24 protein-coding genes are annotated in these 22,729 nt (G+C 67.9%); 14 read left to right on the top strand and 10 right to left on the bottom strand.

Translation table 11 applies throughout. The annotated features are described in order from the left end of the window. Nucleotides 1-42 precede the first annotated feature (42 nt). Nucleotides 43-462, bottom strand: coding sequence for a hypothetical protein (locus XM1_RS02735; protein ID WP_068429336.1), 420 nt, complete (start codon nucleotides 460-462; stop codon nucleotides 43-45). Further along, on the bottom strand, nucleotides 459-1,133 hold the full coding sequence (locus XM1_RS02730) for an EI24 domain-containing protein (protein ID WP_068429333.1): 675 nt from the start codon (nucleotides 1,131-1,133) through the stop codon (nucleotides 459-461). Before XM1_RS02730 ends, XM1_RS02735 begins: the two co-directional genes overlap by 4 nt. A gap of 190 nt (nucleotides 1,134-1,323) precedes the next feature. Here XM1_RS02730 and XM1_RS02725 point away from each other — a divergent pair, with 190 nt between their 5' ends. The 3 genes from XM1_RS02725 to XM1_RS02715 all read left to right on the top strand — a co-directional run bounded on the left by XM1_RS02725 (nucleotide 1,324) and on the right by XM1_RS02715 (nucleotide 5,101). Further along, nucleotides 1,324-2,340: an adenosine kinase gene (locus XM1_RS02725; protein ID WP_068429328.1), complete on the top strand. Its 1,017-nt coding sequence runs from the start codon at nucleotides 1,324-1,326 to the stop codon at nucleotides 2,338-2,340. A gap of 11 nt (nucleotides 2,341-2,351) precedes the next feature. After that, complete coding sequence (typA, locus tag XM1_RS02720) at nucleotides 2,352-4,172, top strand: translational GTPase TypA (protein ID WP_068429324.1); 1,821 nt, start codon at nucleotides 2,352-2,354, stop codon at nucleotides 4,170-4,172. A 134-nt stretch (nucleotides 4,173-4,306) separates the two neighbouring features. Then, nucleotides 4,307-5,101 carry a DUF2189 domain-containing protein gene (locus XM1_RS02715; protein ID WP_068429321.1) on the top strand — a complete coding sequence of 265 codons (795 nt, stop codon included), beginning with the start codon at nucleotides 4,307-4,309 and terminating at the stop codon, nucleotides 5,099-5,101. A 190-nt stretch (nucleotides 5,102-5,291) separates the two neighbouring features. On the opposite strand, the gene XM1_RS02710 is transcribed toward XM1_RS02715, so the two are convergent. From XM1_RS02710 to XM1_RS02700, 3 genes are all read right to left on the bottom strand, one after another. Next, entirely contained in the window at nucleotides 5,292-6,014 is a 723-nt protein-coding gene (locus XM1_RS02710) for a Bax inhibitor-1/YccA family protein (RefSeq protein ID WP_068429318.1), read from the bottom strand. A 77-nt stretch (nucleotides 6,015-6,091) separates the two neighbouring features. Further along, nucleotides 6,092-8,614: an ABC transporter permease gene (locus tag XM1_RS02705; RefSeq protein WP_068429315.1), complete on the bottom strand. Its 2,523-nt coding sequence runs from the start codon at nucleotides 8,612-8,614 to the stop codon at nucleotides 6,092-6,094. Between the two features lie 124 nt (nucleotides 8,615-8,738). After that, nucleotides 8,739-9,428 carry an ABC transporter ATP-binding protein gene (locus tag XM1_RS02700; RefSeq protein ID WP_068429312.1) on the bottom strand — a complete coding sequence of 230 codons (690 nt, stop codon included), beginning with the start codon at nucleotides 9,426-9,428 and terminating at the stop codon, nucleotides 8,739-8,741. Nucleotides 9,429-9,545: 117 nt separating this feature from the next. Here XM1_RS02700 and XM1_RS02695 point away from each other — a divergent pair, with 117 nt between their 5' ends. From XM1_RS02695 to XM1_RS02680, 4 genes are all read left to right on the top strand, one after another. Continuing rightward, on the top strand, nucleotides 9,546-10,121 hold the full coding sequence (locus tag XM1_RS02695) for an arylesterase (RefSeq protein WP_068429309.1): 576 nt from the start codon (nucleotides 9,546-9,548) through the stop codon (nucleotides 10,119-10,121). Next, entirely contained in the window at nucleotides 10,118-11,239 is a 1,122-nt protein-coding gene (locus XM1_RS02690) for an FIST C-terminal domain-containing protein (protein ID WP_068429306.1), read from the top strand. The genes XM1_RS02695 and XM1_RS02690 overlap by 4 nt, the downstream gene beginning before the upstream one ends. Beyond that, nucleotides 11,236-11,772: an RNA 2',3'-cyclic phosphodiesterase gene (thpR, locus tag XM1_RS02685; RefSeq protein WP_068429303.1), complete on the top strand. Its 537-nt coding sequence runs from the start codon at nucleotides 11,236-11,238 to the stop codon at nucleotides 11,770-11,772. Before XM1_RS02690 ends, thpR begins: the two co-directional genes overlap by 4 nt. Before the next feature lie 78 nt (nucleotides 11,773-11,850). Continuing rightward, nucleotides 11,851-12,399: a hypothetical protein gene (locus XM1_RS02680; RefSeq protein ID WP_068429300.1), complete on the top strand. Its 549-nt coding sequence runs from the start codon at nucleotides 11,851-11,853 to the stop codon at nucleotides 12,397-12,399. Between the two features lie 59 nt (nucleotides 12,400-12,458). Here the strand turns inward: XM1_RS02680 and XM1_RS02675 are convergent, their stop codons facing one another. Further along, nucleotides 12,459-12,698 (bottom strand): hypothetical protein, encoded by a 240-nt coding sequence (locus XM1_RS02675; RefSeq protein WP_068429296.1) that lies wholly within the window; start codon nucleotides 12,696-12,698, stop codon nucleotides 12,459-12,461. A 259-nt stretch (nucleotides 12,699-12,957) separates the two neighbouring features. Here XM1_RS02675 and XM1_RS02670 point away from each other — a divergent pair, with 259 nt between their 5' ends. After that, nucleotides 12,958-13,830, top strand: coding sequence for a DMT family transporter (locus tag XM1_RS02670; protein WP_231920672.1), 873 nt, complete (start codon nucleotides 12,958-12,960; stop codon nucleotides 13,828-13,830). 90 nt (nucleotides 13,831-13,920) lie between these two features. Here the strand turns inward: XM1_RS02670 and XM1_RS02665 are convergent, their stop codons facing one another. Then, nucleotides 13,921-15,585: a cation acetate symporter gene (locus tag XM1_RS02665; RefSeq protein ID WP_068429290.1), complete on the bottom strand. Its 1,665-nt coding sequence runs from the start codon at nucleotides 15,583-15,585 to the stop codon at nucleotides 13,921-13,923. Nucleotides 15,586-15,803: 218 nt separating this feature from the next. Here XM1_RS02665 and XM1_RS02660 point away from each other — a divergent pair, with 218 nt between their 5' ends. The 5 genes from XM1_RS02660 to XM1_RS02640 all read left to right on the top strand — a co-directional run bounded on the left by XM1_RS02660 (nucleotide 15,804) and on the right by XM1_RS02640 (nucleotide 19,182). Next, the gene (locus XM1_RS02660; protein WP_068429287.1) at nucleotides 15,804-16,574 is read left to right on the top strand and encodes a DUF4198 domain-containing protein; all 771 of its coding nucleotides are present in this window, start codon (nucleotides 15,804-15,806) and stop codon (nucleotides 16,572-16,574) included. 115 nt (nucleotides 16,575-16,689) lie between these two features. Next, entirely contained in the window at nucleotides 16,690-17,289 is a 600-nt protein-coding gene (cbiM, locus tag XM1_RS02655) for a cobalt transporter CbiM (protein ID WP_068429285.1), read from the top strand. Continuing rightward, the gene (locus tag XM1_RS02650) at nucleotides 17,286-17,810 is read left to right on the top strand and encodes a hypothetical protein (RefSeq protein WP_068429282.1); all 525 of its coding nucleotides are present in this window, start codon (nucleotides 17,286-17,288) and stop codon (nucleotides 17,808-17,810) included. The genes cbiM and XM1_RS02650 overlap by 4 nt, the downstream gene beginning before the upstream one ends. Further along, complete coding sequence (gene cbiQ, locus XM1_RS02645; RefSeq protein WP_068429279.1) at nucleotides 17,807-18,538, top strand: cobalt ECF transporter T component CbiQ; 732 nt, start codon at nucleotides 17,807-17,809, stop codon at nucleotides 18,536-18,538. The genes XM1_RS02650 and cbiQ overlap by 4 nt, the downstream gene beginning before the upstream one ends. Continuing rightward, on the top strand, nucleotides 18,535-19,182 hold the full coding sequence (locus XM1_RS02640) for an energy-coupling factor ABC transporter ATP-binding protein (RefSeq protein WP_068429276.1): 648 nt from the start codon (nucleotides 18,535-18,537) through the stop codon (nucleotides 19,180-19,182). Before cbiQ ends, XM1_RS02640 begins: the two co-directional genes overlap by 4 nt. Here the strand turns inward: XM1_RS02640 and XM1_RS02635 are convergent. Next, complete coding sequence (locus XM1_RS02635) at nucleotides 19,174-20,358, bottom strand: hypothetical protein (protein WP_068429272.1); 1,185 nt, start codon at nucleotides 20,356-20,358, stop codon at nucleotides 19,174-19,176. The two genes, XM1_RS02640 and XM1_RS02635, sit on opposite strands and share 9 nt — an antisense overlap. 260 nt (nucleotides 20,359-20,618) lie before the next feature. On the opposite strand from XM1_RS02635, the gene XM1_RS23835 reads away from it, so the two are divergent. After that, nucleotides 20,619-20,909, top strand: coding sequence for a hypothetical protein (locus tag XM1_RS23835; RefSeq protein WP_156428620.1), 291 nt, complete (start codon nucleotides 20,619-20,621; stop codon nucleotides 20,907-20,909). A gap of 401 nt (nucleotides 20,910-21,310) precedes the next feature. On the opposite strand, the gene XM1_RS02625 is transcribed toward XM1_RS23835, so the two are convergent. Both XM1_RS02625 and XM1_RS02620 read right to left on the bottom strand, forming a co-directional pair. Then, nucleotides 21,311-22,168: a LysR family transcriptional regulator gene (locus XM1_RS02625; RefSeq protein ID WP_068429269.1), complete on the bottom strand. Its 858-nt coding sequence runs from the start codon at nucleotides 22,166-22,168 to the stop codon at nucleotides 21,311-21,313. Between the two features lie 151 nt (nucleotides 22,169-22,319). After that, on the bottom strand, nucleotides 22,320-22,682 hold the full coding sequence (locus XM1_RS02620) for an HPF/RaiA family ribosome-associated protein (RefSeq protein WP_040477235.1): 363 nt from the start codon (nucleotides 22,680-22,682) through the stop codon (nucleotides 22,320-22,322). Nucleotides 22,683-22,729: the final 47 nt, after the last annotated feature.

Below are 22,729 nucleotides of genomic sequence, written 5' to 3'. Positions count from 1 at the left end.
GAGAGAGGCACCCCGGAGTCGTTTCTGCCGTTATGAGATATTTCAGCTGGTGGGCGGGCCGTCGCGCCGGGCCAGGACCTCGTCCAGGCAGGCCACGTCGCCCATGAAGCCGCCGTTGGGCGCGCGCACCGCGTAATGGGCCACCACCATGCGCCCCCTCTCTTCATAGAGGAACAGGTCCAGGGTGCAGACCTTGACCCGGTACTGCCAGATCTCGGCCGGGGGATCGCGGCGCACGAAGCCGGGCTTGCCGAGCGCGTGCCGGATGGCGCCGGCGCTCATCCCCTTCAGCGCGGCGGGCGCCATGGTGCCCGGGGCCGGTGGGCTCATCAGCGCCAGTTGCTCCTCATTCTCCGCCCCCGAGACGGTGGTCGCCGGGCCGCCGCCCGTGGCCGAGCCGCCCGCCCCGTTGCAGGCGACCACCAGGAGCAGAAGCGAAAGGGAGGCGAAGCGCTTGATCATTCTTTCCTCAGGGACTGGAAGATGTGGACCATGAAGGCGGTGGCCACCACCGGCGCGGTAAGGTTCAAGAGCGGAATCTGGAACAGCAGGTTGATGGCCGCCCCGCACAGCCACAGCCGCCCGAGATTGTTGCCAAACACCATGCGCATGGAATCGGGCTCCATCCGCCGGGCCGCCACCACCTCGAAATATTCGCGGCCCAGCAGGTAACCGTTGACCGCGTAGTTGAGGATGATGCCGAAGCCCAGGAACAGCAGCGCCAGATAGAACGGCGCCGCCACCAGGGTGATCAGCCCCATGACCAGCAGGAAGCGGGTGGACAGGCGCAGGATCTCGGCCCACCCCATCTCGCGGGCCGGACCCAGCTGGGGATAGTGCTCCGCCTCGACGATGTCGGCGACATCATCCAGCCAGAAGCTCATGACGAAGGTGGCCAGCGCCGAGAAGAACAGGATGGGCAGCAGCAGCGCGGTGATGCCCAGCACCACCCCGGCGCTCATGTCGGCCAGGGTGTTCTCGAACAGATGAATTTGGCGCAGCAGGGCCGAGGCGCCCAGCGCCAGACCGATCCAGCAGGCCAGCGCCGCCGCCACTCCCAATCCCAGGATGCGGCGCAGGCGCGGGTCGCCCAGTTGGGCGAAGGCCTTCAGGAGAGCGGCGGGAATGGTCATGGAACCCCTGGGCAAAGCGGCGGCACGGCCTGGGATTCAAGCACGCATGGCCCGTCTCGCCAAGTGTCAAGGCGGTTTTTGTTGTTTATGGCGGCCCCATGGCTATACTGCGCCGCAAAATGCCCCCGACAAACCGCGCGGCCCGCGCCCGGGGCACAGACTTTCCTTGCGAGAAGGCCCGTATCTGACCATGGCGGACAAGACCATTCACGTCGCCGGCATCGGCAACGCGATCGTTGATGTACTGGTGCATGCCGACGACCTGCTGCTGCACCGACTTGGCCTGACCAAGGGCGTGATGACCCTGATCGACGCCGAACAGGCCGAGTCCATCTACGCCCAGCTTCCCCCCGGCATCGAATGCTCGGGCGGTTCGGCCGCCAACACCATCGCCGGCATTGCCGCCTTGGGCGGCCGCGCCGCCTATGTGGGCAAGGTCAAGAGCGACCAGTTGGGCCAGGTCTTCCGCCACGACATCCGCAATTCCGGCGTCCATTTCGAGACGCCCGCCGCCGACGGCGGCCCGTCCACGGCGCGCTGCTTCGTGCTGGTCACCCCCGACGCCCAGCGCACCATGCTGACCTATCTGGGCGCCTGCGTGGAACTGGGACCCGACGACGTGGATACCGGCCTGATCGCCGGCGCCGAGATCACCTATCTCGAGGGCTACCTCTACGATCCGCCCGAGGCCAAGCGCGCCTTCCTCAAGGCCGCCACCACCGCCCACGGCGCCGGTCGCCTGGTGTCGCTGTCGCTGTCCGATCCCTTCTGCGTCGACCGTCACCGCGACGCCTTCCTGGATCTGGTGTCGGGCCACGTGGACATCCTGTTCGCCAACGAGGCCGAGCTGATGAGCCTCTACGAGACCACCTCCTTCGACGACGCGGTGCGCGCCGTGCGCGGCCATTGCCGCGTCGCCGCCGTGACGCGGGGCGAGAAGGGCTCGGTGGTGGTCACCGAGGACGACGTCCACGTGGTCGGCGCCGACGACATCGACCAGCTGGTGGACACCACCGGCGCGGGCGACCTTTACGCCGCCGGCTTCCTGTTCGGCTTCACCCAGGGGCGTGACCTCGCCACCTGCGCCATGCTGGGCGGCATCGCCGCCGGCGAGATCATCTCCCATTACGGCGCAAGGCCCGAGCGTTCGCTCAAGGACCTGGCCCGCGCCAAGCTGGGCCCCCATATCTTCGAAAATCTCCGGTAAGAACGAGTCCCATGGAACTGCGCAACATCGCCATCATCGCCCACGTCGACCACGGCAAGACCACCCTGGTGGACGCCATGCTGCGGCAATCGGGAACCTTCCGCGAAAATCAGCAGGTGGCTGAACGCGTGATGGATTCCAACGACCTGGAAAAGGAACGCGGCATCACCATCCTGGCCAAGTGCACCTCGGTCGATTGGAAGGGCACGCGCATCAACATCGTCGACACCCCCGGCCACGCCGATTTCGGCGGCGAGGTCGAGCGCATCCTGTCCATGGTGGACGGCGTGGTGGTGCTGGTGGACGCGGCGGAAGGGCCCATGCCCCAGACCAAGTTCGTCACCGGCAAGGCGCTGGGCCTGGGGCTGCGCCCCATCGTGGTGATCAACAAGGTGGACCGCGGCGACGCACGCCCCCACGAGGTCCACGACGAATGCTTCGACCTGTTCGCGGCGCTGGACGCCGATGACGACCAGCTGGACTTCCCCACCATGTTCGCGGTGGGCCGCGACGGCTGGGCCGACGATTCGCTGGAAGGTCCGCGCAAGGACCTGTCGGCGCTGTTCGACCTGATCGTCAAGCATGTGCCCGCGCCCAAGCGCGACCTGGACGCGCCGTTCTCCATGCTGGCCACCACGCTGGAGGCCGATCCCTATCTCGGCCGCGTGCTGACGGGGCGCATCTATTCCGGCACCGCCAAGCTGAACATGCAGGTCAAGGGCCTGTCCCACGACGGCAAGGTGCTGGAGCAGTTCCGCCTGTCCAAGCTGCTGGCCTTCCGCGGCATCGAGCGCATTCCGGTGGAGCAGGCCGAGGCGGGCGACATCATCGCCATCGCCGGCATGACCAAGCCCACCGTGGCCGACACCATCTGCGCCCCCGAGGTCACCGAGGCCCTGAAGGCCAACCCGATCGATCCGCCGACGCTCGCCATGACCTTCTCGGTCAACGACAGCCCGCTGGCCGGCCAGGAAGGCGACAAGGTCACCTCGCGCATGATCGGCGCCCGCCTGGCCCGTGAAGCCGAGTCCAACGTCGCCATCCACATCCGCGAGACCGAGACCAAGGACGCCTTCGAGGTGTCGGGCCGCGGCGAACTGCAGCTGGGCGTGCTGATCGAGACCATGCGCCGCGAGGGCTTCGAGCTCTCCATCTCGCGTCCCCGCGTGCTGTTCAAGACCGACGAGGACGGCAAGCGCCTGGAACCCATCGAGGAAGTGTTCATCGACGTGGACGAGGAATATTCCGGCGTCGTGGTCGAGAAGATGAGCCTGCGCAAGGCCGAGCTGACCGGCATGCGCCCGTCCGGGGGCGGCAAGACCCGCGTCACCTTCCTGGCGCCCGCCCGCGGCCTGATCGGCTATCACGGCGAGTTCCTCACCGACACGCGCGGCACCGGCCTGATGAACCGCATGTTCCACGGCTACGCCCCCTACAAGGGCGCCATCGAGGGCCGCCGCAACGGCGTGCTGATCTCCAACGGCCAGGGCGACGCGGTGACCTACGCCCTGTGGAACCTGGAAGATCGCGGCTCCATGTTCATCACCGGCAACGTCAAGATCTACGAGGGCATGATCATCGGCGAGCACAATCGCCCCAATGACCTCGAGGTCAACGCGCTGAAGGCCAAGCAGCTGACCAACATCCGCGCCGCCGGCAAGGACGAGGCGGTCAAGCTGACGCCGCCGCGCAAGATGAGCCTGGAACAGGCCATCGCCTATATCGAGGACGACGAGTTGGTGGAAGTGACGCCCAAGTCCATCCGCCTGCGCAAGCGCCTGCTCGACCCCAACGAGCGCAAGAAGGCCGAGCGCGCCGCCAAGAACGACTGATGAGACGGAACCGCCCCGACAGAAATGCCGGGGCGGTTTCACGAGGGATATAGGCCTTCGCCTGCCCCCTTGTCTGCCCCGCCGTCCCCTTCCCATATGACCCTGATCAGGTCCCAGGAAAGGGGAGGCCGCCCATGGCCGTCACCGACACCGCTTCATCCCAGGCCGCTCCCGTCCGGCAGGAAAAGGTCCGCGCCGTCACCATGGCCCAGGTGCTGGGCTGGGTGGCCGCCGGCTGGCGCGACATGCGGGCCGCCGCCCGCCTCAGCCTGCTCTACGGCGCGACCTTCGTGGCGGCCGGGCTTCTGCTTACCGGCGGGCTGGCCCTGGCCGGGATGGAATACCTGATCACCCCCCTGGTCGAGGGCTTCATGCTCGTGGCGCCGCTGCTGGCGCTCGGCCTTTACGAGATTTCGCGGCGCCTCGAACGGGGCGAGCCCCTGGAATGGCGGCCGATCCTTCTCTGCTGGCGGCCCAACCGCTTCCACATGATGACCGCCGGGCTGATCTACATGCTCTATCTGATGATCTGGGCCCGTCTGGCGGTGATCATCTTCGCCGTCTGCCTGCCCAACCAGCCCACCGACTGGCGTTCGCTGCTCGACGTGCTGCCCACCCTGGACGGAATCGCCTTCATCGTCACCAGCACCATCTTCGGCGGCGCGCTGGCCACCCTGGCCTTCGCCACCAACGTGGTGACCCTGCCCGCCATGCTGGACCGGCGCACTGATTTCTTCGCCGGCGCGGCGCTGTCGGTCATGGCGGTGGCCCGCAATCCCGGCCCCATGCTGCTGTGGGCCGCCCTGCTGGCCGGGATCACCGGGCTCGGCCTCGCCCTCGGGCTGGTGGGCCTGGTGATCGCCCTGCCGGTGGCGGGACACGCCAGCTGGCACGCCTATCGCGATCTGGTGGTGCCGGAATTGAGTTGAGCTGTTCAGAGCGGCCTGCGTTGAATCCGAACCACCTCATTGCGTCATGGCCGGGCTCGACCCGGCCATGACGGTTATGGTTTGAGGCTCCAGACCGGAACGACGAGCGAGGAAGCAGAAAGCCCCACCGCCCACGAAAAAGCCCGCCCCTTTCGGGGCGGGCTCGTTCGTTCCATCGGGACGCTCGCGACTACTCGTCGCGGCGCACGCCCATGAACTGCAGCAGGAACATGAACAGGTTGATGAAGTCCATGTAGAGCTGCAGGGCGCCGAACACCGCCTTCTTCTGGGCGATCTCGGAGTGGTCGCCCTCCCAGTACATCTGCTTGATGTTCTGGGTGTCGTAGGCGGTGAGACCCGCGAAGATCAGCACGCCGGCGGCGCTCATCACGAAGTGCAGCATGGGGCTGGCGAGGAAGATGTTGACGATGCCTGCGATCAGGAGGCCCCACACGCCCATGATCAGGAAGCTGCCGAAGCCCGACAGGTCCTTCTTGGTGGTGTAGCCATAGAGGCTCAAGCCCGCGAAGGCAGCCGCCGAGATGAAGAACACCCGGGCCACCGACGCGCCGGTGAACACCAGGAACACCGAGGCCAGCGAAGCGCCCATCAGGCCGGCATAGACCCAGAACAGGGTCGAGGCGGTCGAGGCGCGCATGCTGTCGATCCTGGCGCCCAGGAAGAACACCAGACCCAGCGGGGCCAGCATGAACACCCACTTGAGCGGCGAGTAGACGGCGATGGCGGTGAGCGCGGGGACGCTGGCGATCACCCAGGCGACGATGCCGGTAAGAGCCAGGGCCGAGGCCATGTAGTTGTACACGCTCAGCATGTACTGCCGCAGACCAACGTCGATCTGAGCAGCCTCCGCCTGGGCGGCACTCATATATCTGCGGTCTGTTCCGAAAGCCATGGTCGTTCCTTTGAACACTCAGTTGAACCTGAACACCAATATGAGGGACTTCCGGAAAGAATCAAGTTACACGGATTTCATTCATTCCTTAGTAATGGGGCGGTCTTAGCCCCAAGGGCCTGCCAGGTCCCGATGAAACCTGCCAGCAGCGAGGCCGCCATGCAGGCGACCAGCGTCAGCAAGGTGGCGCCGGGCAGGAACACCCAGTCGGTCTTCATGACGTGGATCAGGATGGCGCGCGCCGCCAGCGAGCCCACCAGGGCGGCGGCCAGCCCGGTGACCAGCCCGATCAGGGTGAATTCGGCCAGATGGGCCCGCCACAGCTGCGCCCTCGTCGCCCCCACCACTTTCAGCACCACCGCCTCCCACACCCGGCGGCGATGCCCGGCCATCACCGCGCCGGCCAGCACCAGGGCGCCGGCCGCCAGCGTCATCAGACCGGCCAGACGTACCGCCAGATCGGCCTCGGCGATGATGGCCTTGACCGCGTCCAGCGCCTCCTTGACCCGGATGGAGGAGACATTGGGCAATCGATCCGTCACCGCCTTTTCCACCACCGCGTCCATGGACGGTTGGGTGCGCAGCGTGGCGATATAGGTATGCGGCGCGCCGTCCAGAACCCCGGGCGACAGCAGGAAGGCGAAGTTCATGGACAGATTCGACCAGTCGATCTGGCGCAGGCTTGCCACCTCCACCTCGATCTCGCGGCCCAGCACGTTGAGGCCCAGACGGTCGCCGACCTTGAGGCCGAAGCCCTTGGCCACGGCGGCGTCCACCGAGGCTAAGGGCGGCCCCTGGTAATCCCCGGCCCACCACTTGCCCGAAACCAGCCGCGTGCCTTCGGGCAGCGCGGCGGCCGAGGACAGGCCGCGGTCGCCCCTGGCCGCCCATTCCGCCTCGGGCGCGATCTTGGCTTGGCCCACCGGCACGCCGCCGATGGAGGAGATGCGGCCTCTGACCATGGAGGCCTTGGACAGGATTGCGGCCGGGTCGGTGTCCCGCACCACCTTTTCCAGCTCGTCCACCTGATCGGGCTGCACGTCGATGAAGTAGAAGGACGGCGCCTGTTCGGGCAGCCTTTCGCCGAACTGGGCGGCCAGGTTGCCTTCCACCAGGGCGATGGTCACCAGCACCGAAAGCCCCAGGCCCAGCGACAGCACCATGCCCACCACCGCCGAGCCGGGGCGGTGCAGGTTGGCCAGGGCCATGCGCCAAGTGGGCCCCGCCGCCTTGCCGTGACGCGTCGCCAGCACCGCAGCCGCCCGCGCCAGCCCTCCGGCCAGCAGGCGGAACAGCACCAGGGTGGCGGCCGCCGCGACCACGAACCAGGCGGCCAGGGGGCGGTTGGCGGCGGTCGTCACGGCCAGCGCCGCCAGCCCGCCGCCGGACAGGATCAGGGCCGCCCAGATCGGCTTGCCCACCGGCCCGGCTTCCGGCGCCACCAGCCGGCGGAACAGCAGCGCGGCGGGCACCGCCTTGGCGCGGGCCAGGGGCCACAGGGTGAAGACCAGGGCGGACAGCGCCCCGAACCCGGCGGCGACCGCCAGCGGGCGGGAATAAAGCCCCACCTTCAGCGCCAGGGGAATGCGCTCCGCCCCCAGCCCGGCCACCAGCGGCACCAAAGCGGCCCCCGCCGCCAGCCCGAGAAGGATGCCGAACCCGGCCAGCAGGCCCACCAGCAGGAAATAGGTGGTGAAGATCAGCCCCGAAGGCGCGCCCAGGCATTTCAGGGTGGCGATGGTGCCGATGCGGCCGTCGAGATAGGCCTTCACCGCGTTGGCCACGCCGATGCCGCCCACCAGCAGGGCGGTCAGTCCCACCAGGGACAGGAACGAGGCCATGGTGTCGAGGAAGCGCCCAACCCCGGGCGAGGCCTCGGCCACGTCACGCACCTGCCAGGGGGACTCGGGGAAGCGCCGGGCCAGATCGGCCTTGGCCGCCGCCGGGTCGTTTCCCGGGGGCAACAGAAGACGCAGGGTATGGCGCACCAGCGAACCGGGGCGGATCAACCCGGTGGCCTCGACCGCGCCGTTGGCCACCATCAGCCGGGGACCGAAGGATAGCGCCGTGGCCACCCGGTCGGGCTCCTTGGCGATCACCGCCCGGATGCGTAAGACGGCGTCGCCGACCTTCACCGCGTCGCCCACCTTGAGCCCCAGGCGGTCCAGCAGATTGCCTTCGGCGGCCGCGCCCCATTCGCCGTCATGGAAGGCGAAGGGTGATGAGACGGAGGGGGCCAATTCCAGCGCCCCCACCAGGGGATAGGCCTCGTCGACGCCCTTCATCTCCACCAGCGAGCGCCGGGCGTTGTCGTCCACCTGGACCATGGCCCGCATCTCGACGCCCCGGGTGATCCGGCCCAGGCCGGACAGCGCCGCCAGCATGTCCGCCTCGAAGGGCTGGTGGGTCTGGCGGATGTCGAGATCGCCGCCCAGCAGGGCGCGGGCATCCTCGGCCAGCGCCGCGTCGAAGGCGGCGCGCAGCGACCCGGCTCCGGCGATGGCCGCCACGCCCAGGGCGAGGCAGGCCACCAGCACCCGGAAGCCCTTCAGCCCGCCGCGCAGCTCGCGCCGGGCGAATGTGGCGGCCAGTTTGATCATTTCATATTGCCCCTCAAACGCCGGGTGCGTGCCTCCGCACGCTTGGCTCCTCCGCTTCCCTCCTCCGCTGCGCTCCGTCGTCGCTCCGGGGCGCTCAACGCGCCCGCGCTCGGCTTTGCCTCGCTCATGACCGGATCTTCCCGTCCTCGACCCGCACCACCCTTCCGCACCGCGCCGCCAGATGGTCGTCGTGGGTGACCAGCACCAAGGCGGTGCCGAAGCGGGCGTTCAGGTCGAACAGCAAATCCATCACGGCGCGCCCCGTGGCCCCGTCCAGGTTGCCGGTGGGCTCGTCGGCCAGCAGCAGGGTGGGGCGCATCACGAAGGCGCGGGCCAGGGCGACACGCTGCTGCTCGCCGCCCGACAGCTGGCCGGGATAATGGGACAGGCGCTTGCCCAGCCCGACCCGGCCCAGCTCCTCCTGGGCCGCCCCGAAGGGATCGGCATGGCCGGCCAGTTCGAGTGGCACCGCCACGTTCTCCAGCGCCGTCATGGTGGGAATCAGGTGAAAGCTCTGAAAGACGATGCCGATGCGGTCGCGGCGAAAGCGCGCCAGCCCGTCCTCGTCCAGGCCCGAGAAATCGGTGCCGCCCACGCTCACCCGGCCCGAGGTGGGGCGTTCCAGCCCGGCCATGATCATCAGCAGGGTGGACTTGCCCGAGCCCGACGGTCCGACCACGCCCACCGTCTCGCCGGCGACCACCTCCAGGTCGATGCCATCGAGAACATTGACCTCGCCCGCCAGGCTCGCCAAGTTGAGGTGGACGGCTTCCAGCGAAACCAAGGGAAGGCCGGCGATGGGACGCTGATGCATGCGAGGGTGACTTTCTTGGATGACCGGAACGCCTTGGACAGGATAGACGGCGAACGGCGCTCGGTCTTGCGATATGGGGCCGCCCTGGTGCTTGTCAATGTACTGGGAGGATCAGGCATGGCCCAGGCAGCCCCCGCCATCCGCATCCTGGCCTTGGGCGATTCGCTCACCGCCGGCTTCGGCCTGGCGCCGGAAGAGGCGTTTCCCGCCCGGCTGGAGCGCGCGCTGAAAGCCGAGGGCCGCGACGTCAGCCTGATCAATGCCGGCGTGTCGGGCGACACCACCGCCGGGGGGAAGGCGCGCCTCGACTGGGCGCTGGCCGCCAAACCCCAGCTCGCCATCCTCGAACTGGGGGCCAATGACGGGCTGCGCGGCCTCGACCCCAAACTGACCCACGCCAATCTGGACTCCATCCTGAAGCGGTTCAAGGCGGCGGGCGTCCCCGTGCTGCTGGCCGGCATGCTGGCGCCGCCCAATTACGGCAAGGATTTCGAGGCCGAGTTCAAGGCGGTGTTCGCCCGCCTGGCCGTCGAGCACGACGTGGTGTTCTATCCCTTCTTCCTGGACGGCGTGGCCGGCGATGCCCGCCTTTGCCTGCCCGACGGCCTGCACCCCAACGCCAAGGGGGTGGACGTGATCGTCGAGCGCATCCTGCCCTCCGTCCGCAAGCTGCTGGAAAGGGGAAAGCCATGAAAGCCGACCCTGCCCCTTCGCTCGCCCCCTTCAGCGTCGCCCATGCCAAGGGCAACCATTGGGGAACCACCGCCAAGGCCTGTCTCGACGGCCTCGGGCCGCTGCCGCCCGGCGCCAATTTCGGCTTTCTCTACGCCACCGAGCCCTTCGCCCCCAATCTGTCCTCGCTCTTGACCTTCCTGCGCGAGACCACCCGCATCGAGCATTGGGTGGGCGGCGTGGCCCCCGGCCTGTGCGTCGGCGGCGAGGAAATCCGCGACGAAGGCGCGGTGGCCGCCATGATCGGCCGCCTGCCCCCCGACCAGTTCCGGGTGTTCATCGGCGACGCCGGCGACTGGAGCAAGCGGCACTTCCCCTGCGTCGGGCTGGTCCACGGCGATCCCCGCGACCCCGATGTGCCCCAGGCCATCGTCGACCTGGCCGCCGAGGCCGGGTACCTGGCCGGCGGCCTGATGAGCGCGGCGGGACCGGCGGCGCAATTGGCCGGCATCGCCACCGATGGCGGGCTGGCCGGAGTGCTGCTCGGCTCCGGCATCGAGGTGCTGACCGGCATGACCCAGGGCTGCTCGCCCTTGGGCGGCATCCACACCGTCACCGAATCCTGGCAGGGCGTGGTGATGGCCCTGGACGGCCGCCCGGCGCTCGACGTGCTGAAGGAGGAAGTGGGCGAATTGCTGGCCCGCGACCTGCGCCGCATCGCCGGCTACATCCATGTGGGCCTGCCGGTGGAAGGCGACGACAGCCACGACTATCAGGTCCGCACCCTGATCGGCATCGACCCCAACCAGGGCTGGATCGCCATCGGCGACCATGTGGAGGAAGGGGGCCGGCTGATGTTCGTGCGCCGTGACGCCAACGCGGCGCGCATGGACATGAAGCGCATGCTGGACGGAATGAAGGAGCGCCTGGACGGCCGCTCCATCCGGGCGGGAATCTACGTCTCGTGCACGGGGCGCGGCGAACACATGTTCGGCCATCAGGGCGCCGAGCCGGAATTGCTGCACGCGGTGCTGGGCGATTTCCCGCTGATCGGCTTCTTCGCCAACGGCGAGATCAGCCGCGACCACCTTTACGGCTTCACCGGCGTGCTGGCCCTGCTGCCGGAGCCCAAGCCGTGATCCGCCTGTTCGTCGGCATCGGCTTCGACGCGGATCTGACGGCGCGCATCTGCCGGCTGCAGCGGGGCCTGCCCGGCGCCCGCTGGACCGAGCCCGCCAACCTGCACCTGACGCTGCGCTTCATCGGCGAGGTGGAAGAAGATTTGGCCGAGGAGATCCACCACAATCTCGCCGCCCTGGCCGAGGCGCCCTTCGCCCTGACGCTGACCGGGCTGGGCCTGTTCGGCGACCGTCATCAGGCCCATACGATGTGGCTGGGCGTCGAGCGCTCCGACGCCCTGTCGCGCCTTGCCGCCCGCGTCGATTCCGCCGTCGTGCAGGCGGGCGCCAAGCCCGAGCCGCGCAAGTTCAATCCCCACGTCACCCTGGCCCGGCTCAAGGACACCCCGCCGGGGCGGCTGCAGGATTTCATCGACGCCACCGGCCATTTCCGCGAGGAGCATGTGGCGGTGGAGCGCTTCACCCTGTTTCGCAGCACGCTGGGCCGCCAGGGCGCCCAATACGACGCGCTGGAGCATTACCCGCTGGGGTGATTTCCACATCTTGGGCCGGCATGGCACGGCGCAAACATTCCCTTGTTAGCCCCCCGCCTTCACAGTATTTTCAAGGCCATGAACGCTTCGCCGCTCCGCCTTGCCCTGTGTCTCGCCGCCGCCCTCGGCCTGGCGGCGTGTTCGCGCGGGACCGACCTGCCGCCCGCCTCCAGCGCGGCGAGCGGCGACCAGCCGGCCAATTTCCAGCTGGTCACCGACATCCCCATCCCATCGGGCGCCACCATGGACAACGACCGCTCGCTGATCCTGTCGGACCGCGACCGTTGGACCGGCCGGGTGGTGATGCGGCTGTTCAACTCGGCCAACGAGGTGACCTCGTTCTACCAGCAGCTGATGCCCAATTTCGGCTGGCAGCCCATGATGAGCGTCATCGCCGAGACCAGCGTGCTGACCTATGTGCGCGGCGACCGTGCCGCCACCGTGCAGGTGGAGCGGCGCACCGTCATGGGCTCGGTGGTCTCGGTCACCGTGGCGCCCAAGCAGTCGGACGGCGGAAGCGCTTCGTCCTATGGCGGCGGGGGCTATGATTCCACGCCCATGCCGCGCTCGGCGCCGTCAGGCGGCGTCCGCTCCGAGCAACTGCCGCCTCCGTCGTCGCGACGCTAGAGCCCCCAACGCAAAAAGCCCCCTTTCGGGGGCCTGCCGCGTCATCGGAAAGCCTTCTCCTAGAGCAGGCGGTCCCGCACCTCGGCAATCAGGGAATTGAGCGAATCCACGGCGACGCCGTCGCGGGCCATCAGACGATGTACGATGGGGTCGGCCATCACCTCGTCCAGGGTCGGCTCGATGCCGCCGCCGCAATAGGCGAAGGCTCGGGCGGAGCGGCCACCGATCGCGGCGCCAAGGCGGCGCACGACGCGGATTTCGGCCGGTTGCGGGGTGGATCTGTATGCGCTTGACAGCATGGGCAGCCCCCTTTTCCGGTTGTAGCTCTAAGACGGACTATACAGGAGCAACCAAGGAATTGACAGAGTCGCTTTAGTATCAATTATTCTAGTTTTTTACATTTTCTTGCGCTGCAGCAAGTATTGTGCGATGCGGTAACTGTCTGCGATAGGCCGTCTTTTTCGTGGTTGCATATGGGTTTCAAGCGCCCGAGAGTCAAGGGGCACCATACCGTTGTCATCCGATCTTCATCCTCGTCCCTCCCACTTGGGCAGTCCCATGAGGGGGATCGTCGCCATGCTGGCCGCCACTTCGGTGTTCGCCGGCATGGACGCGCTGGTCAAGCTGCTGATGGCCGATTACTCGGTGATTCAGGTGCTGTTCTTCCGGGCCGGATTCGGGCTGGTGCCGCTGGCCCCTCTGCTGTGGCGGAGCGGAATGCGCGCCGTGGCCACCAGGCGGCCCTGGGCGCATGCGCTGCGGTCGGCCGTCGGCCTGCTGGCGGTGGGCTGCTTCTTCATGGCCTTCCACCGCCTGCCCCTGGTCCAGGTCACCGCCATCGGCTTCGCCGCGCCGCTGCTGATCACCGCGCTGTCGGTGCCGCTATTGAAGGAGACGGTGTCGCCCGGCCGCTGGGCGGCGGTGGCGGCCGGATTCGGCGGCATCCTGATCGTGGCCGGACCCGACGCCTGGGCGGGCGACCTGCTGGGGGCGGGCGCGGCCTTCGCGGTGGCCGGCACCGTCCTCTATGCCCTGGTGATGGTGATGATGCGCGACATGGGGCGCACCGAGGCGGCGGTGACCACCGTGTTCTGGTTCTCGGTGCTGACCCTGGTCCTGACCGGGGCGGCGCTGCCCCTGGTCTGGCAGAGTCCCGACCCGCGAGCCTGGGGATTGTTCGCATGCGCCGGCATCCTGGGCGGCACCGGCCAGTTGCTGATCAGTCAGGCGGTGCGCCTCGCCCCGGCCTCGACGGTGGCGCCCTTCGACTATTTCCACATCGTGGTGTCGTCCAGCCTGGGCTGGCTGGTCTTCGCCGAGATTCCCACCCTCAACACCCTGGCCGGCGCCATGGTGGTGATGGCGTCCGGCCTTTACGTGATGCGGAGCGAGCGAAAATCAGCGGCTCCGCGACACCCGGCCCCGCCATGACGGGGCCGGGTTAGGCCCAAGGGGCCGCGCCGCTTATGCGGCGACGCCCAAGCGCGCTTTCGAGCGCGCGTCCGGCGACTGAGGGACGGATCAGTGAGCGGAGGCCCCTTCCGCACCCAAGCCGGTCTGCGAGCGGACGAACTGGGCGTCGAAATCGGCCCGCTCCCGCGCCGCCCGCTCGCTGCCGTCGGTCACCGAGAAGAACCAGGTGGCGGCGAAGCCGGCGGCCACCGAGAACAGGGCGGGATTGCCCCAGGGGAAGATGGGCTGGGGATGGCCCAGCACCGACTTCCACACCGCCGGGCCCAGCACGGTCAGCACCACCGCCGAGACCAGGCCGACCGAGCCGCCCAGGATGGCGCCCCTGGACGTCAGCCCCGGCCACAGCATGGACAGAAGCAGCAGCGGGAAATTGGCCGAGGCGGCGATGGCCAACGTCAAACCGGCCAGATAGGCGATGTTCTGCTTTTCGAACAGCACGCCCAGGATGATGGCGACCACGCCGAGCCCCAGGCTGGACAGGCGCGAGATGCGAAGCTCGGTCTCCTCCTTGGCGCGGCCGCGGGCGAAGACGTTGGCGTAGAGATCGTGGGAGATGGCCGAGGCCCCGGCCAGGGTCAGCCCGGCCACCACGGCTAAGATGGTGGCGAAGGCCACCGCCGAGATGAAGCCCAGGAACAGATCGCCGCCCACCGCGTGGGCCAGCCACACGGCGGCCATGTTGCCGCCGCCCTTTAAGGCCTTGCCGTCGGCCAGATAGGCCGGATCGGTGGCCACCAGGGCGATGGCGCCGATGCCGATCACCACCGCCAGGACGTAGAAGAAGCCGATGAAGGCGGTGGCGTAGAACACCGACTTCCTGGCCTCCTTGGCGTCGGGAACGGTGAAGAAGCGCATCAGGATGTGGGGCAGGCCGGCGGTGCCGAAGGCCAGCGCCACCGCCAGCGAGATGGTGTCGATGGGATCCTTGAACAGCAGGCCGGGCGACATGATGGCGGCCGAGCCCTTGACCTGGACCGCCTTGGCGAACATGGCCTCGGGCGAGAAGCCGAAGCGGGCCAGCACCGCGCCGGCCATGAAGGTGGCGCCCGACAGCAGCAGCACCGCCTTGATGATCTGCACCCAGGTGGTGGCGGCCATCCCGCCGAACACCACGTAGACCATCATCAGCCCGCCCACCAGGAACAGGGCGTAAAGGTAGTCCATGCCGAACAGCAGCTTGATCAGCTGGCCCGCCCCGACCATCTGGGCGATCAGGTAGAACACCACCACGGTGAGCGAGCTGAAGGCGGCGTAGGTGCGCACCGGCACCTTGGCCAGACGGTAGGCGACCACGTCGGCGAAGGTGTACTTGCCCAGGTTGCGCAGCGGCTCGGCGATCAGGAACAGCATCAGCGGCCAGCCCACCACCACGCCGACGGCATAGACCATGCCGTCCATGCCGGTGCCGTAAAGCAGCGCCGTCACCCCCAGGAACGAAGCCGCCGACATGAAGTCGCCGGCGATGGCCAAACCGTTCTGGAAGCCCGAGATACCGCCTCCCGCCGTGTAGAAATCGGCCGCCGACTTGGTGCGCTTGGACGCCCACCAGGTGATGCCCAACGTCAGCGCCACGAAGGCCACGAACATCAGGATGGCGTGCCAGTTGGTGGCCTGCTTGGCGGCCTGGCCGAGATCGGCGCCGGCGGCCAAAGCGGGCAGCGACGGCGCCAGCAGCAGCAGGGCGGCAAGGCCGAGGCGAGGGAGATGGGGCATGGGAACGGCCTCTCTAGGGCTTATTGTGGTAATTAGGTACCTGTTTACCTATTTGATACGCCCGGCGCAAGCCTTCCCGTGATTTTGTATCCCTTTCGCCCGGCCCCGGGGACAGCCGCCAGGGGCCATACGCCCATTTAGCGCTTGGCCTGCCCCCTCCCCCCGCGTATGCTCGGGCCGAGCGTTAACGAAGTCGCATAATCTTTTAGGGGGAGTGGATGGCAAGGCATGGCGCCGCAAGCCTGATCGCCTGTGTGCTGGGACTGCTTCCCTCGGTGGCGGCGGCCCATTTCCAGGAGCTGATTCCCTCCGCCGACATCGTTTCCGAACAGGGACCCCGCGACATCCGCCTGGACCTCGCCTTCACCCATCCCATGGAGCGCGGCCCGCTGATGGAGATGGCGCCCCCGGTGCGCTTCGGCGTGCTGGCCGGCGGCAAGACCCGTGACCTCAAATCCAGCCTCAAGCCCGGCAAGGCCGGCGACAAGACGGTGTTCGCCGCCGAGTTCCGCCTGGACCAGCCCGGCGACCACGTCTTCTTCGTCGAGCCCGCCCCCTATTGGGAAAAGGCCGAGGGCAAGTGGATCGTCCACTACACCAAGGTGGTGGTGGATTTCGCCGGCGGCGGCGGCTGGGACAAGGCGGTGGGCTTGCCTGTCGAGATCGAGCCGCTGGCCCGGCCCTACGGCTTGTGGACCGGCAATCTGTTCCGGGGCATCGTGCGCAAGAACGGCAAGCCGGTTCCCTTCGCCGAGATCGAGGTGGAATGGCGCAACGACGGCTCGGTCAAGCCGCCATCCGACCCCTTCGTCACGCAGGTGATCAAGGCCGATTCCTCGGGCCAGTTCGCCTACGCCATGCCGCGCGCCGGCTGGTGGGGCTTCGCTGCCCTGGTGGAAAGCGACAAACCGGCCAAAAGCCCCGAGGGCAAGCCGGCCAAGACCGAACTGGGCGGCCTGATCTGGGTGCGCGCCCAGGACATGAAATAGTCGACGGGCCAAAGGCCCGGAGGTGCGGGCAAGGCCCGGCGCGGCTTATGCCGCGGGAGCCAAGGGTCGCCACAGGCGACCCGCCCGGCGATTGAGGGACGAACAGGAGAGACACTTGGCTCACATTCCCGACGGCGTGCTGTCCAATCCGGTGCTGGTGGCGGGGGGAATCCTCGCCGCGGCCGGGGTGGCGCGTGGCCTGAAGGAGTTGGAGCCGGTGCGCGTGCCCAAGGTGGCCATGCTGTCGGCGGTGATGTTCGTCGCCTCGGCCATTCATCTGCCCGCCGGCCCGGCTTCCGTGCATCTGCTGCTCAACGGCATGGCCGGCATCGTGCTGGGCTGGGCCGCCTTTCCCGCCCTGCTGGCCGCCCTGCTGCTGCAGGCGCTGCTGTTCGGCTTCGGCGGCCTGCTGGTGCTGGGCGTCAACACCGTCAACATGGCCGCGCCCGCCGTGCTGGCCGGACTGGTCTTCCGCCGCCTGTGGCGCCCCGACGACACTCGCCGCACCGCCTGGGCCGCCGCGCTGTGCTCCGGCGGCGCCGTGTTGCTGACCGGATTGATGGTGGCCGGATCGCTGGCGGCGTCGGGCCGCGAGTTCGAGACCGCCGCCAGGCTGGTGGTGCTGACCCATCTGCCGGTGATGGGAATCGAGGCGGTGTTCGCCTCGGCCGCCATCGGCCTGCTGGCCCGGGTCAAGCCGGAGGCGCTGGCATGAAGACAACCGCCGCCACCCTCGCCCTGCTGCTGCTGGCCGCCCCCGCCCAGGCCCACAAGCTGAAGGTGTTCGCCACGGTGGAAGAGGCCGAGATCGCCGGTTCGGCCTATTTCGTCGGCGGCGAGAAGGCGGCCGGCGTGCCGGGCCGCATCCTGGGGGCGGACGGATCGCTGGTGGCCAGCTTCGCCACCGGTCCCGACGGTACCTTCCGCCAGCGGGTGACGGCCCGCATGGACCATCTGGTGACGGTGGAATCCGAGGACGGCCACGCCGCCCAGTTCACCGTTCCCGCCAACCAATTCCCGCCCACCCTGCCCGAGGGCAAGGCGGCGCCGTCCGCTGCCACCGCCGACGCGGCCGCCCTGGAAGCCGCCATCGCCCGGCAGATCCGCCCCTTGCGCGAGCAGTTGGACGCCTATGAATCCCGCATCCGCCTGCATGACCTGATGGGCGGCATCGGCACCATCTTCGGCCTGTTCGGCTGCTGGGCCTGGCTGCAATCGCGGCGGAGGGGACCATGAGCCTGATCGAGCGCCTCGACCCGCGCACCCGGCTGCTGGCCGCCCTGCTGTTCGCCCTGGCCGAGGTGCTGGCGCCGTCGCTGGCGGCGCAGGGACTGGGGCTGGGCCTTGCCCTGGCCGCCGCCCTGGCCGCCCGTCTGCCGCTGGCCGCCACCGCCCGCCGCCTGCTCGGCCTGGAAGGCTTCATGCTGCTGGCCCTGGTCATGCTGCCCTTCACGGTGCCCGGCCACCCGGTCTTCAGCCTGTGGGGGCTGGAAGGGTCGGAGGAAGGCCTGCGCCAGGCGGCCTCCATCGCCTTGAAAGCCAACGCCGTGGCGGTCGCCCTGTTCGCCCTGGTGAGCTCCATGGAAGCCCCGGTGCTGGGCCGCGCCCTGGCCCGCCTCGGGGTGAGCGAACGCTTCGTCCACCTGTTCCTGTTCACCACCCGCTATCTGTCGGTGCTGGAAGACGAGTATCGCCGCCTGCGCCTCGCCATGCGGGCCCGCGCCTTCCGCCCCGTCACCGGCCCCCATTGCTGGCGTTCCATCGGCCATCTGTTCGGCATGCTGATGGTGCGTTCCCTGGAGCGGGCCGAGCGCATCGACGCCGCCATGCGCTGCCGCGGCTTCACCGGCCGCTTCCCCTCGCTCGACGACGAGGCCAACGCCGGGCCGGGCCGCCTGGATCTCGGCTTCGGCGCGGCCTCGGCCGCCGGGCTGGTCCTGGTCGTCGCCGTGGGGATGGTGTGAGCTCCCTCATCCACCTCGAAGGCGTCAGCCACGCCTTCGACGCCGCCCATCCGGTGCTGGACGGCGTGGACTTCGCCCTCGGGCCGGGCGAGCGTGTCGCGCTGCTGGGCGCCAACGGCAGCGGCAAGACCACCCTTCTGCACGTCATGGTCGGACTGATCCGGCCCAGGACGGGCCGCGTTCACGCCTTCGGGCGCGAGCGCCGGGCCGAGGCCGATTTCGTCGAGGTGCGCGCCAAGGCCGGCTTGCTGTTCCAGGACGCCGACGACCAGTTGTTCTGTCCCACCGTGGCCGAGGACGTGGCCTTCGGCCCCCTCAATCTGGGGAAGAGCAAGGCCGAGGCGCGCGACATCGTGCATGCCACCCTCGACCGGCTGGGTCTCGCTCCTCTCGAGAACCGCGTCACCCACAAGCTGTCGGGCGGCCAGAAGCGGCTGGTGTCGCTGGCCGCCGTACTGGCCATGGAGCCCGAGGCGCTGCTGCTGGACGAGCCGACCAACGCCCTGGACGAGCCGACGCGCGAAAGGCTGATGGAGATCCTGGCCGGGCTGCCCCAGGCCATGGTGATCGTCTCCCACGACCGCGAGGTGATCGACCGCCTGGTCACCCGGCGGGTCACGCTGGCGAACGGCGCCCTAACCTGAAATGGACACCGGCTTGGAGGTGGGGCCCAGGGCGTCCAGGGCCTGCTTCAGCCTGGGCTGCTTGTCGATGCGCGACGGCCCGGCCTCGACCCCGCCCACATAGGCGGTGGACAACAGCGCGCCGTAGACCCGCTTCATGTCGTCGAGGCAAGGGGGCGGCGGCTCGACCCGGCTCAGACGCTCGGCCAGCTTGCGCGCCGCATGCACCTGGCCCGACTGGCAGAAATCCTGCTTGAAGCGCTGCTCGCCCAGGGTGTCGAAGGCGATCATCAGGAAGGCGGTGAAGCGGCGGATATCGCCGCCCAGAACGGGAAGCAGCGCGCGGATGACATCCACATGGGTGGCCGACACCTGCGCCACCGCCCGGCGGGGCTGGGTGGTCTCGGTCTTGGGAAACAGCCGGCCCAGGTCCATCTGGCTCACCACCCGCCACAGGATGTCGGCGTCGATGGTGTCCTTGCCGGCCACCAGCAGCCGCTTGGCGTCGTCCAGCAGCAGCGGCGAGCGTCCATCGCGCGGCATGTTGCCGGGCGAGGCCAGCGCCTGCAGCTCGGCGGCTTCGCGGATGTCCAAGAGGCGCGGGCCGAGATCGCTGACCAGCGACGGGCTCATAGGGGTGTAGTGGGGGATCAGCATCACCTGCCAGTCGAAGCGCAGGTTCTCGCGGATGGCCTGATACAGCGCCTCGGACCGCGAATGCTGCTTGGCGGCGTGCTTGGGCTGGGGCGGCGGATGGGCGAGGCCCAGGGCGAGCCCCACGCGCTTCATCAGCGACACCTTGGGCGGCGGCGCCTGGAACTTGCTGCGGAAATCCAGCTTGGCGCGGAAATAGCGCCGCGCCGCCGCGCGCACCACCAGGGCCACCGCCTCGGCCAGGGTGCGGCCGCAGGCCAGGACATCGTGGTCGGCGGTGATCGGCCGCTTGCCGGAATCGGTCACCACATTGGCGAACAGCTCGGGGCGGGTGCGGAACAGCCGCAGGCATTCGTCGAGCATCTTGGGATCGTTCATGGCCTTGTCGTAGGCGGCATTGCGCGGCAGCCCCTTGAGCGCCAGCACCTCGTGCCGCAGGACCTCGATCACCGGCCCTTCCAGGGCGGCGCGGATCGCCTCGATCCCCGGATCCGCGTTGGACCATCGGGTATTTGTCGCCTTCGTCGATCCGCGTCCAGACATGGCGTTCACATCTCAAGTTTACCCATTCACATTAGGTTTACGTTGCGCCTTATCGTTGATTTTTTCAACATGAATAAAGGAGTTATCACTTGTATTGCATAGGTAATAACTTCCTTCACCTTTATCAAATCACGCCATTGCCTTTGAATAAAATTTTATCTAATTTTATTATTTATTATGCCTGCAGTCCAAGCGAGACCATTCCGATTTTCCGCCGTCCGGCGTAGAATGGGGGCGTCGCACCGGACCGGGAGAAGCGAATGCACGGCGGCCACCATCACGACGAATCCAGCGGGCACGAGCACAAGCATCACCACGCCCACGAGCACAGCCACGTCCACGCCCATCCCCATTCCCACGGCGACGTGACCCACGCCCATGCGCACGCCCATACCCACGCGCACGAGCACCTGCACCAGCACAGCCATCCCCACGGCCACACCCCCGAGGGCGGGCACGACCACGGGCACGAACAGGCCAAGCACAGCTGGAAGCCGCACGAGCACAAGCACGCCGAGGAAGACCTCGGCGGCCACGAGCACGAGCATTGAAATCACACCAATATGGGGCATCCCATATTGGTTAGGCCCAAGGGGCCGCGCGGCTTATGCCGCAAGAGGCAAGGGCGCAAGGCGCCCGCCCGCCGCTTGAGGGCGGCGCACGGTAAATCAGAACCGCCTTTCTGCGTCATGGCCGGGCTCGACCCGGCCATCCACGTGGAGCCGTTCGGCACTATCCCGGATGAAACCACGTGGATGCCCGGAACAAGTCCGCGCATGACGAGTGAGAAATGTGGTGCGAATTCCGGGTCTGCTGGTCAGTCAGACAGAAAATTCAGCCACAGATAAACACAGATGAAGAGGGATATTCCTTATCTGTGTCCCGCGTAGCGGGAATCTGTGTTCATCTGTGGCCTTAATTCTCACCCAATCGGCTTGAATGTCGATTGGCCCTAGTCCTCGCTTTCCAGCGAGGCGACGTAGCGCAAGCCGTCCAGCGCGGTGTCGAACCAGTCCTCGCGGGTTTCGTCCTCGGCGTGGACCAGATAGGCCGGGCGGCGGAATTCCGGCGCCCCCGTCACCTCGAACAGCCTTCCGGCCGAGAGATACGAGCGCGCCACCCGCATGGGGAAATAGCCGGTGCCGCCATAGGCCAGGATGTGCTGCAGGCCCAGCGCGCCCAGGCCCACCGACACCGCCGGGGTCTTGAGGTCGGGAAAGGCCTGGCTGTGGGCGGCGCGGAATTCCGGCCCCCAATCCACCAGAACGTAATCCTCGTCCCATTCCGCCACGGCGCGCCGCCGGGTGGAGACCAGGATCAGACGCTCCTCCAGCAGCTTCTCGATATGCAGGCCGGGACGCGACAGCGGCGAATACATCACCACCAGGTCGAGCATGCCTTCGATCAGCTGGCGCATCAGCCCGTCGGAACCGCCGACCTCGGCCTTCAGGGCCACGTCGGGCATGGCGGTGCGCATCCAGGGAATCCACTGGACCAGCAGGCGGTCCCACAGCGAGAACTGGCCGCCCACGTTGAGCACGGTGCGAAACCCCGCCGGCAGGGCCAGTTCCTGGCGCGCCTGTTCCCAGATGCGGACCATGGTGGTGGCGTAGCGGCGGAACTGCATGCCGGCGGCGGTCAGCTGGGTGCCCGACTTGGAGCGCACGAACAGCGGCCGCCCCAACTCCTCTTCCAGCGCCCGGATGCGCATGCTGACCGTGGACTGGGTCACGGAGAGGCGCTCGGCAGCCTTGTTGAAGTTGCCGGTGTCGACGATTTCCAGGAAGGTACGGGCGAGATCGATATTCATGACGCGGCCAGGACGAGGGCAGCACCATGCTGCACCGCAATAGATGGCAGCGTTTTATCCGAACCGCGTGGAAAGTTCAACTACCATGCGGGCTGTAATCGGAAAGCTTGATGCATGGGTGGGGCCAGCCCACCCATGCCGGTAGGAATGGCTAGGCCTGGGCCCGCGCCTTGACGTTGCCGCGGCTACGGTCGACGTATTCCTTCAACTGGCGCTCCATGCCTGCGAAAGCCTCGCGCAGCGCCACGTAGATATCCTCGTTGACATGGCTGTCCTTGGGGTCGCGCTTCACCACCAGCTCGTCGCCGGGGACCGTCAGGGCGAGACGGATGTGGAAGGGCTCGCCCTTGTGGTGCAGGTTCGAGGTGTTCTTGTGGTGCTGCTCGATCACCACGCGGCAGCTGGTGATGCGATCGAAGAGATGCTCCAGTTTGGCCACCTTTTCGCGGATGCGGGTTTCGACGGCGTCAGAGTGATCGACACCGTGAAAGGTGATCTGGAGGGGAATCTGCATCAACATCTCCATTCTCTCGGTTCGCCTTCGGCCGGCTCTTGGCACCG

This window comes from Magnetospirillum sp. XM-1 (assembly GCF_001511835.1).
GTDB lineage: Bacteria > Pseudomonadota > Alphaproteobacteria > Rhodospirillales > Magnetospirillaceae > Phaeospirillum.
The sequence above is the reverse complement of the archived record's forward strand: the minus strand, read 5'-3'. Positions and strand labels throughout refer to the sequence as shown.

Excerpts from the sequence above, each read along its gene's own strand:
- XM1_RS23835 (WP_156428620.1), top strand. The coding sequence starts at position 20,619 with ATGCACGGCGGCCACCATCACGACGAATCCAGCGGGCACGAGCACAAG.
- XM1_RS02625 (WP_068429269.1), bottom strand. The coding sequence starts at position 22,168 with ATGAATATCGATCTCGCCCGTACCTTCCTGGAAATCGTCGACACCGGC.
- XM1_RS02650 (WP_068429282.1), top strand. The coding sequence starts at position 17,286 with ATGAAGACAACCGCCGCCACCCTCGCCCTGCTGCTGCTGGCCGCCCCC.
- XM1_RS02690 (WP_068429306.1), top strand. The coding sequence starts at position 10,118 with ATGAAAGCCGACCCTGCCCCTTCGCTCGCCCCCTTCAGCGTCGCCCAT.
- XM1_RS02705 (WP_068429315.1), bottom strand. The coding sequence starts at position 8,614 with ATGATCAAACTGGCCGCCACATTCGCCCGGCGCGAGCTGCGCGGCGGG.
- XM1_RS02735 (WP_068429336.1), bottom strand. The coding sequence starts at position 462 with ATGATCAAGCGCTTCGCCTCCCTTTCGCTTCTGCTCCTGGTGGTCGCC.
- XM1_RS02695 (WP_068429309.1), top strand. The coding sequence starts at position 9,546 with ATGGCCCAGGCAGCCCCCGCCATCCGCATCCTGGCCTTGGGCGATTCG.
- XM1_RS02680 (WP_068429300.1), top strand. The coding sequence starts at position 11,851 with ATGAACGCTTCGCCGCTCCGCCTTGCCCTGTGTCTCGCCGCCGCCCTC.
- XM1_RS02725 (WP_068429328.1), top strand. The coding sequence starts at position 1,324 with ATGGCGGACAAGACCATTCACGTCGCCGGCATCGGCAACGCGATCGTT.
- XM1_RS02675 (WP_068429296.1), bottom strand. The coding sequence starts at position 12,698 with ATGCTGTCAAGCGCATACAGATCCACCCCGCAACCGGCCGAAATCCGC.
- XM1_RS02620 (WP_040477235.1), bottom strand. The coding sequence starts at position 22,682 with ATGCAGATTCCCCTCCAGATCACCTTTCACGGTGTCGATCACTCTGAC.
- XM1_RS02665 (WP_068429290.1), bottom strand. The coding sequence starts at position 15,585 with ATGCCCCATCTCCCTCGCCTCGGCCTTGCCGCCCTGCTGCTGCTGGCG.
- cbiQ (WP_068429279.1), top strand. The coding sequence starts at position 17,807 with ATGAGCCTGATCGAGCGCCTCGACCCGCGCACCCGGCTGCTGGCCGCC.
- XM1_RS02710 (WP_068429318.1), bottom strand. The coding sequence starts at position 6,014 with ATGGCTTTCGGAACAGACCGCAGATATATGAGTGCCGCCCAGGCGGAG.
- XM1_RS02670 (WP_231920672.1), top strand. The coding sequence starts at position 12,958 with ATGAGGGGGATCGTCGCCATGCTGGCCGCCACTTCGGTGTTCGCCGGC.
- XM1_RS02700 (WP_068429312.1), bottom strand. The coding sequence starts at position 9,428 with ATGCATCAGCGTCCCATCGCCGGCCTTCCCTTGGTTTCGCTGGAAGCC.
- typA (WP_068429324.1), top strand. The coding sequence starts at position 2,352 with ATGGAACTGCGCAACATCGCCATCATCGCCCACGTCGACCACGGCAAG.
- XM1_RS02730 (WP_068429333.1), bottom strand. The coding sequence starts at position 1,133 with ATGACCATTCCCGCCGCTCTCCTGAAGGCCTTCGCCCAACTGGGCGAC.
- XM1_RS02635 (WP_068429272.1), bottom strand. The coding sequence starts at position 20,358 with ATGTCTGGACGCGGATCGACGAAGGCGACAAATACCCGATGGTCCAAC.
- XM1_RS02715 (WP_068429321.1), top strand. The coding sequence starts at position 4,307 with ATGGCCGTCACCGACACCGCTTCATCCCAGGCCGCTCCCGTCCGGCAG.
- XM1_RS02660 (WP_068429287.1), top strand. The coding sequence starts at position 15,804 with ATGGCAAGGCATGGCGCCGCAAGCCTGATCGCCTGTGTGCTGGGACTG.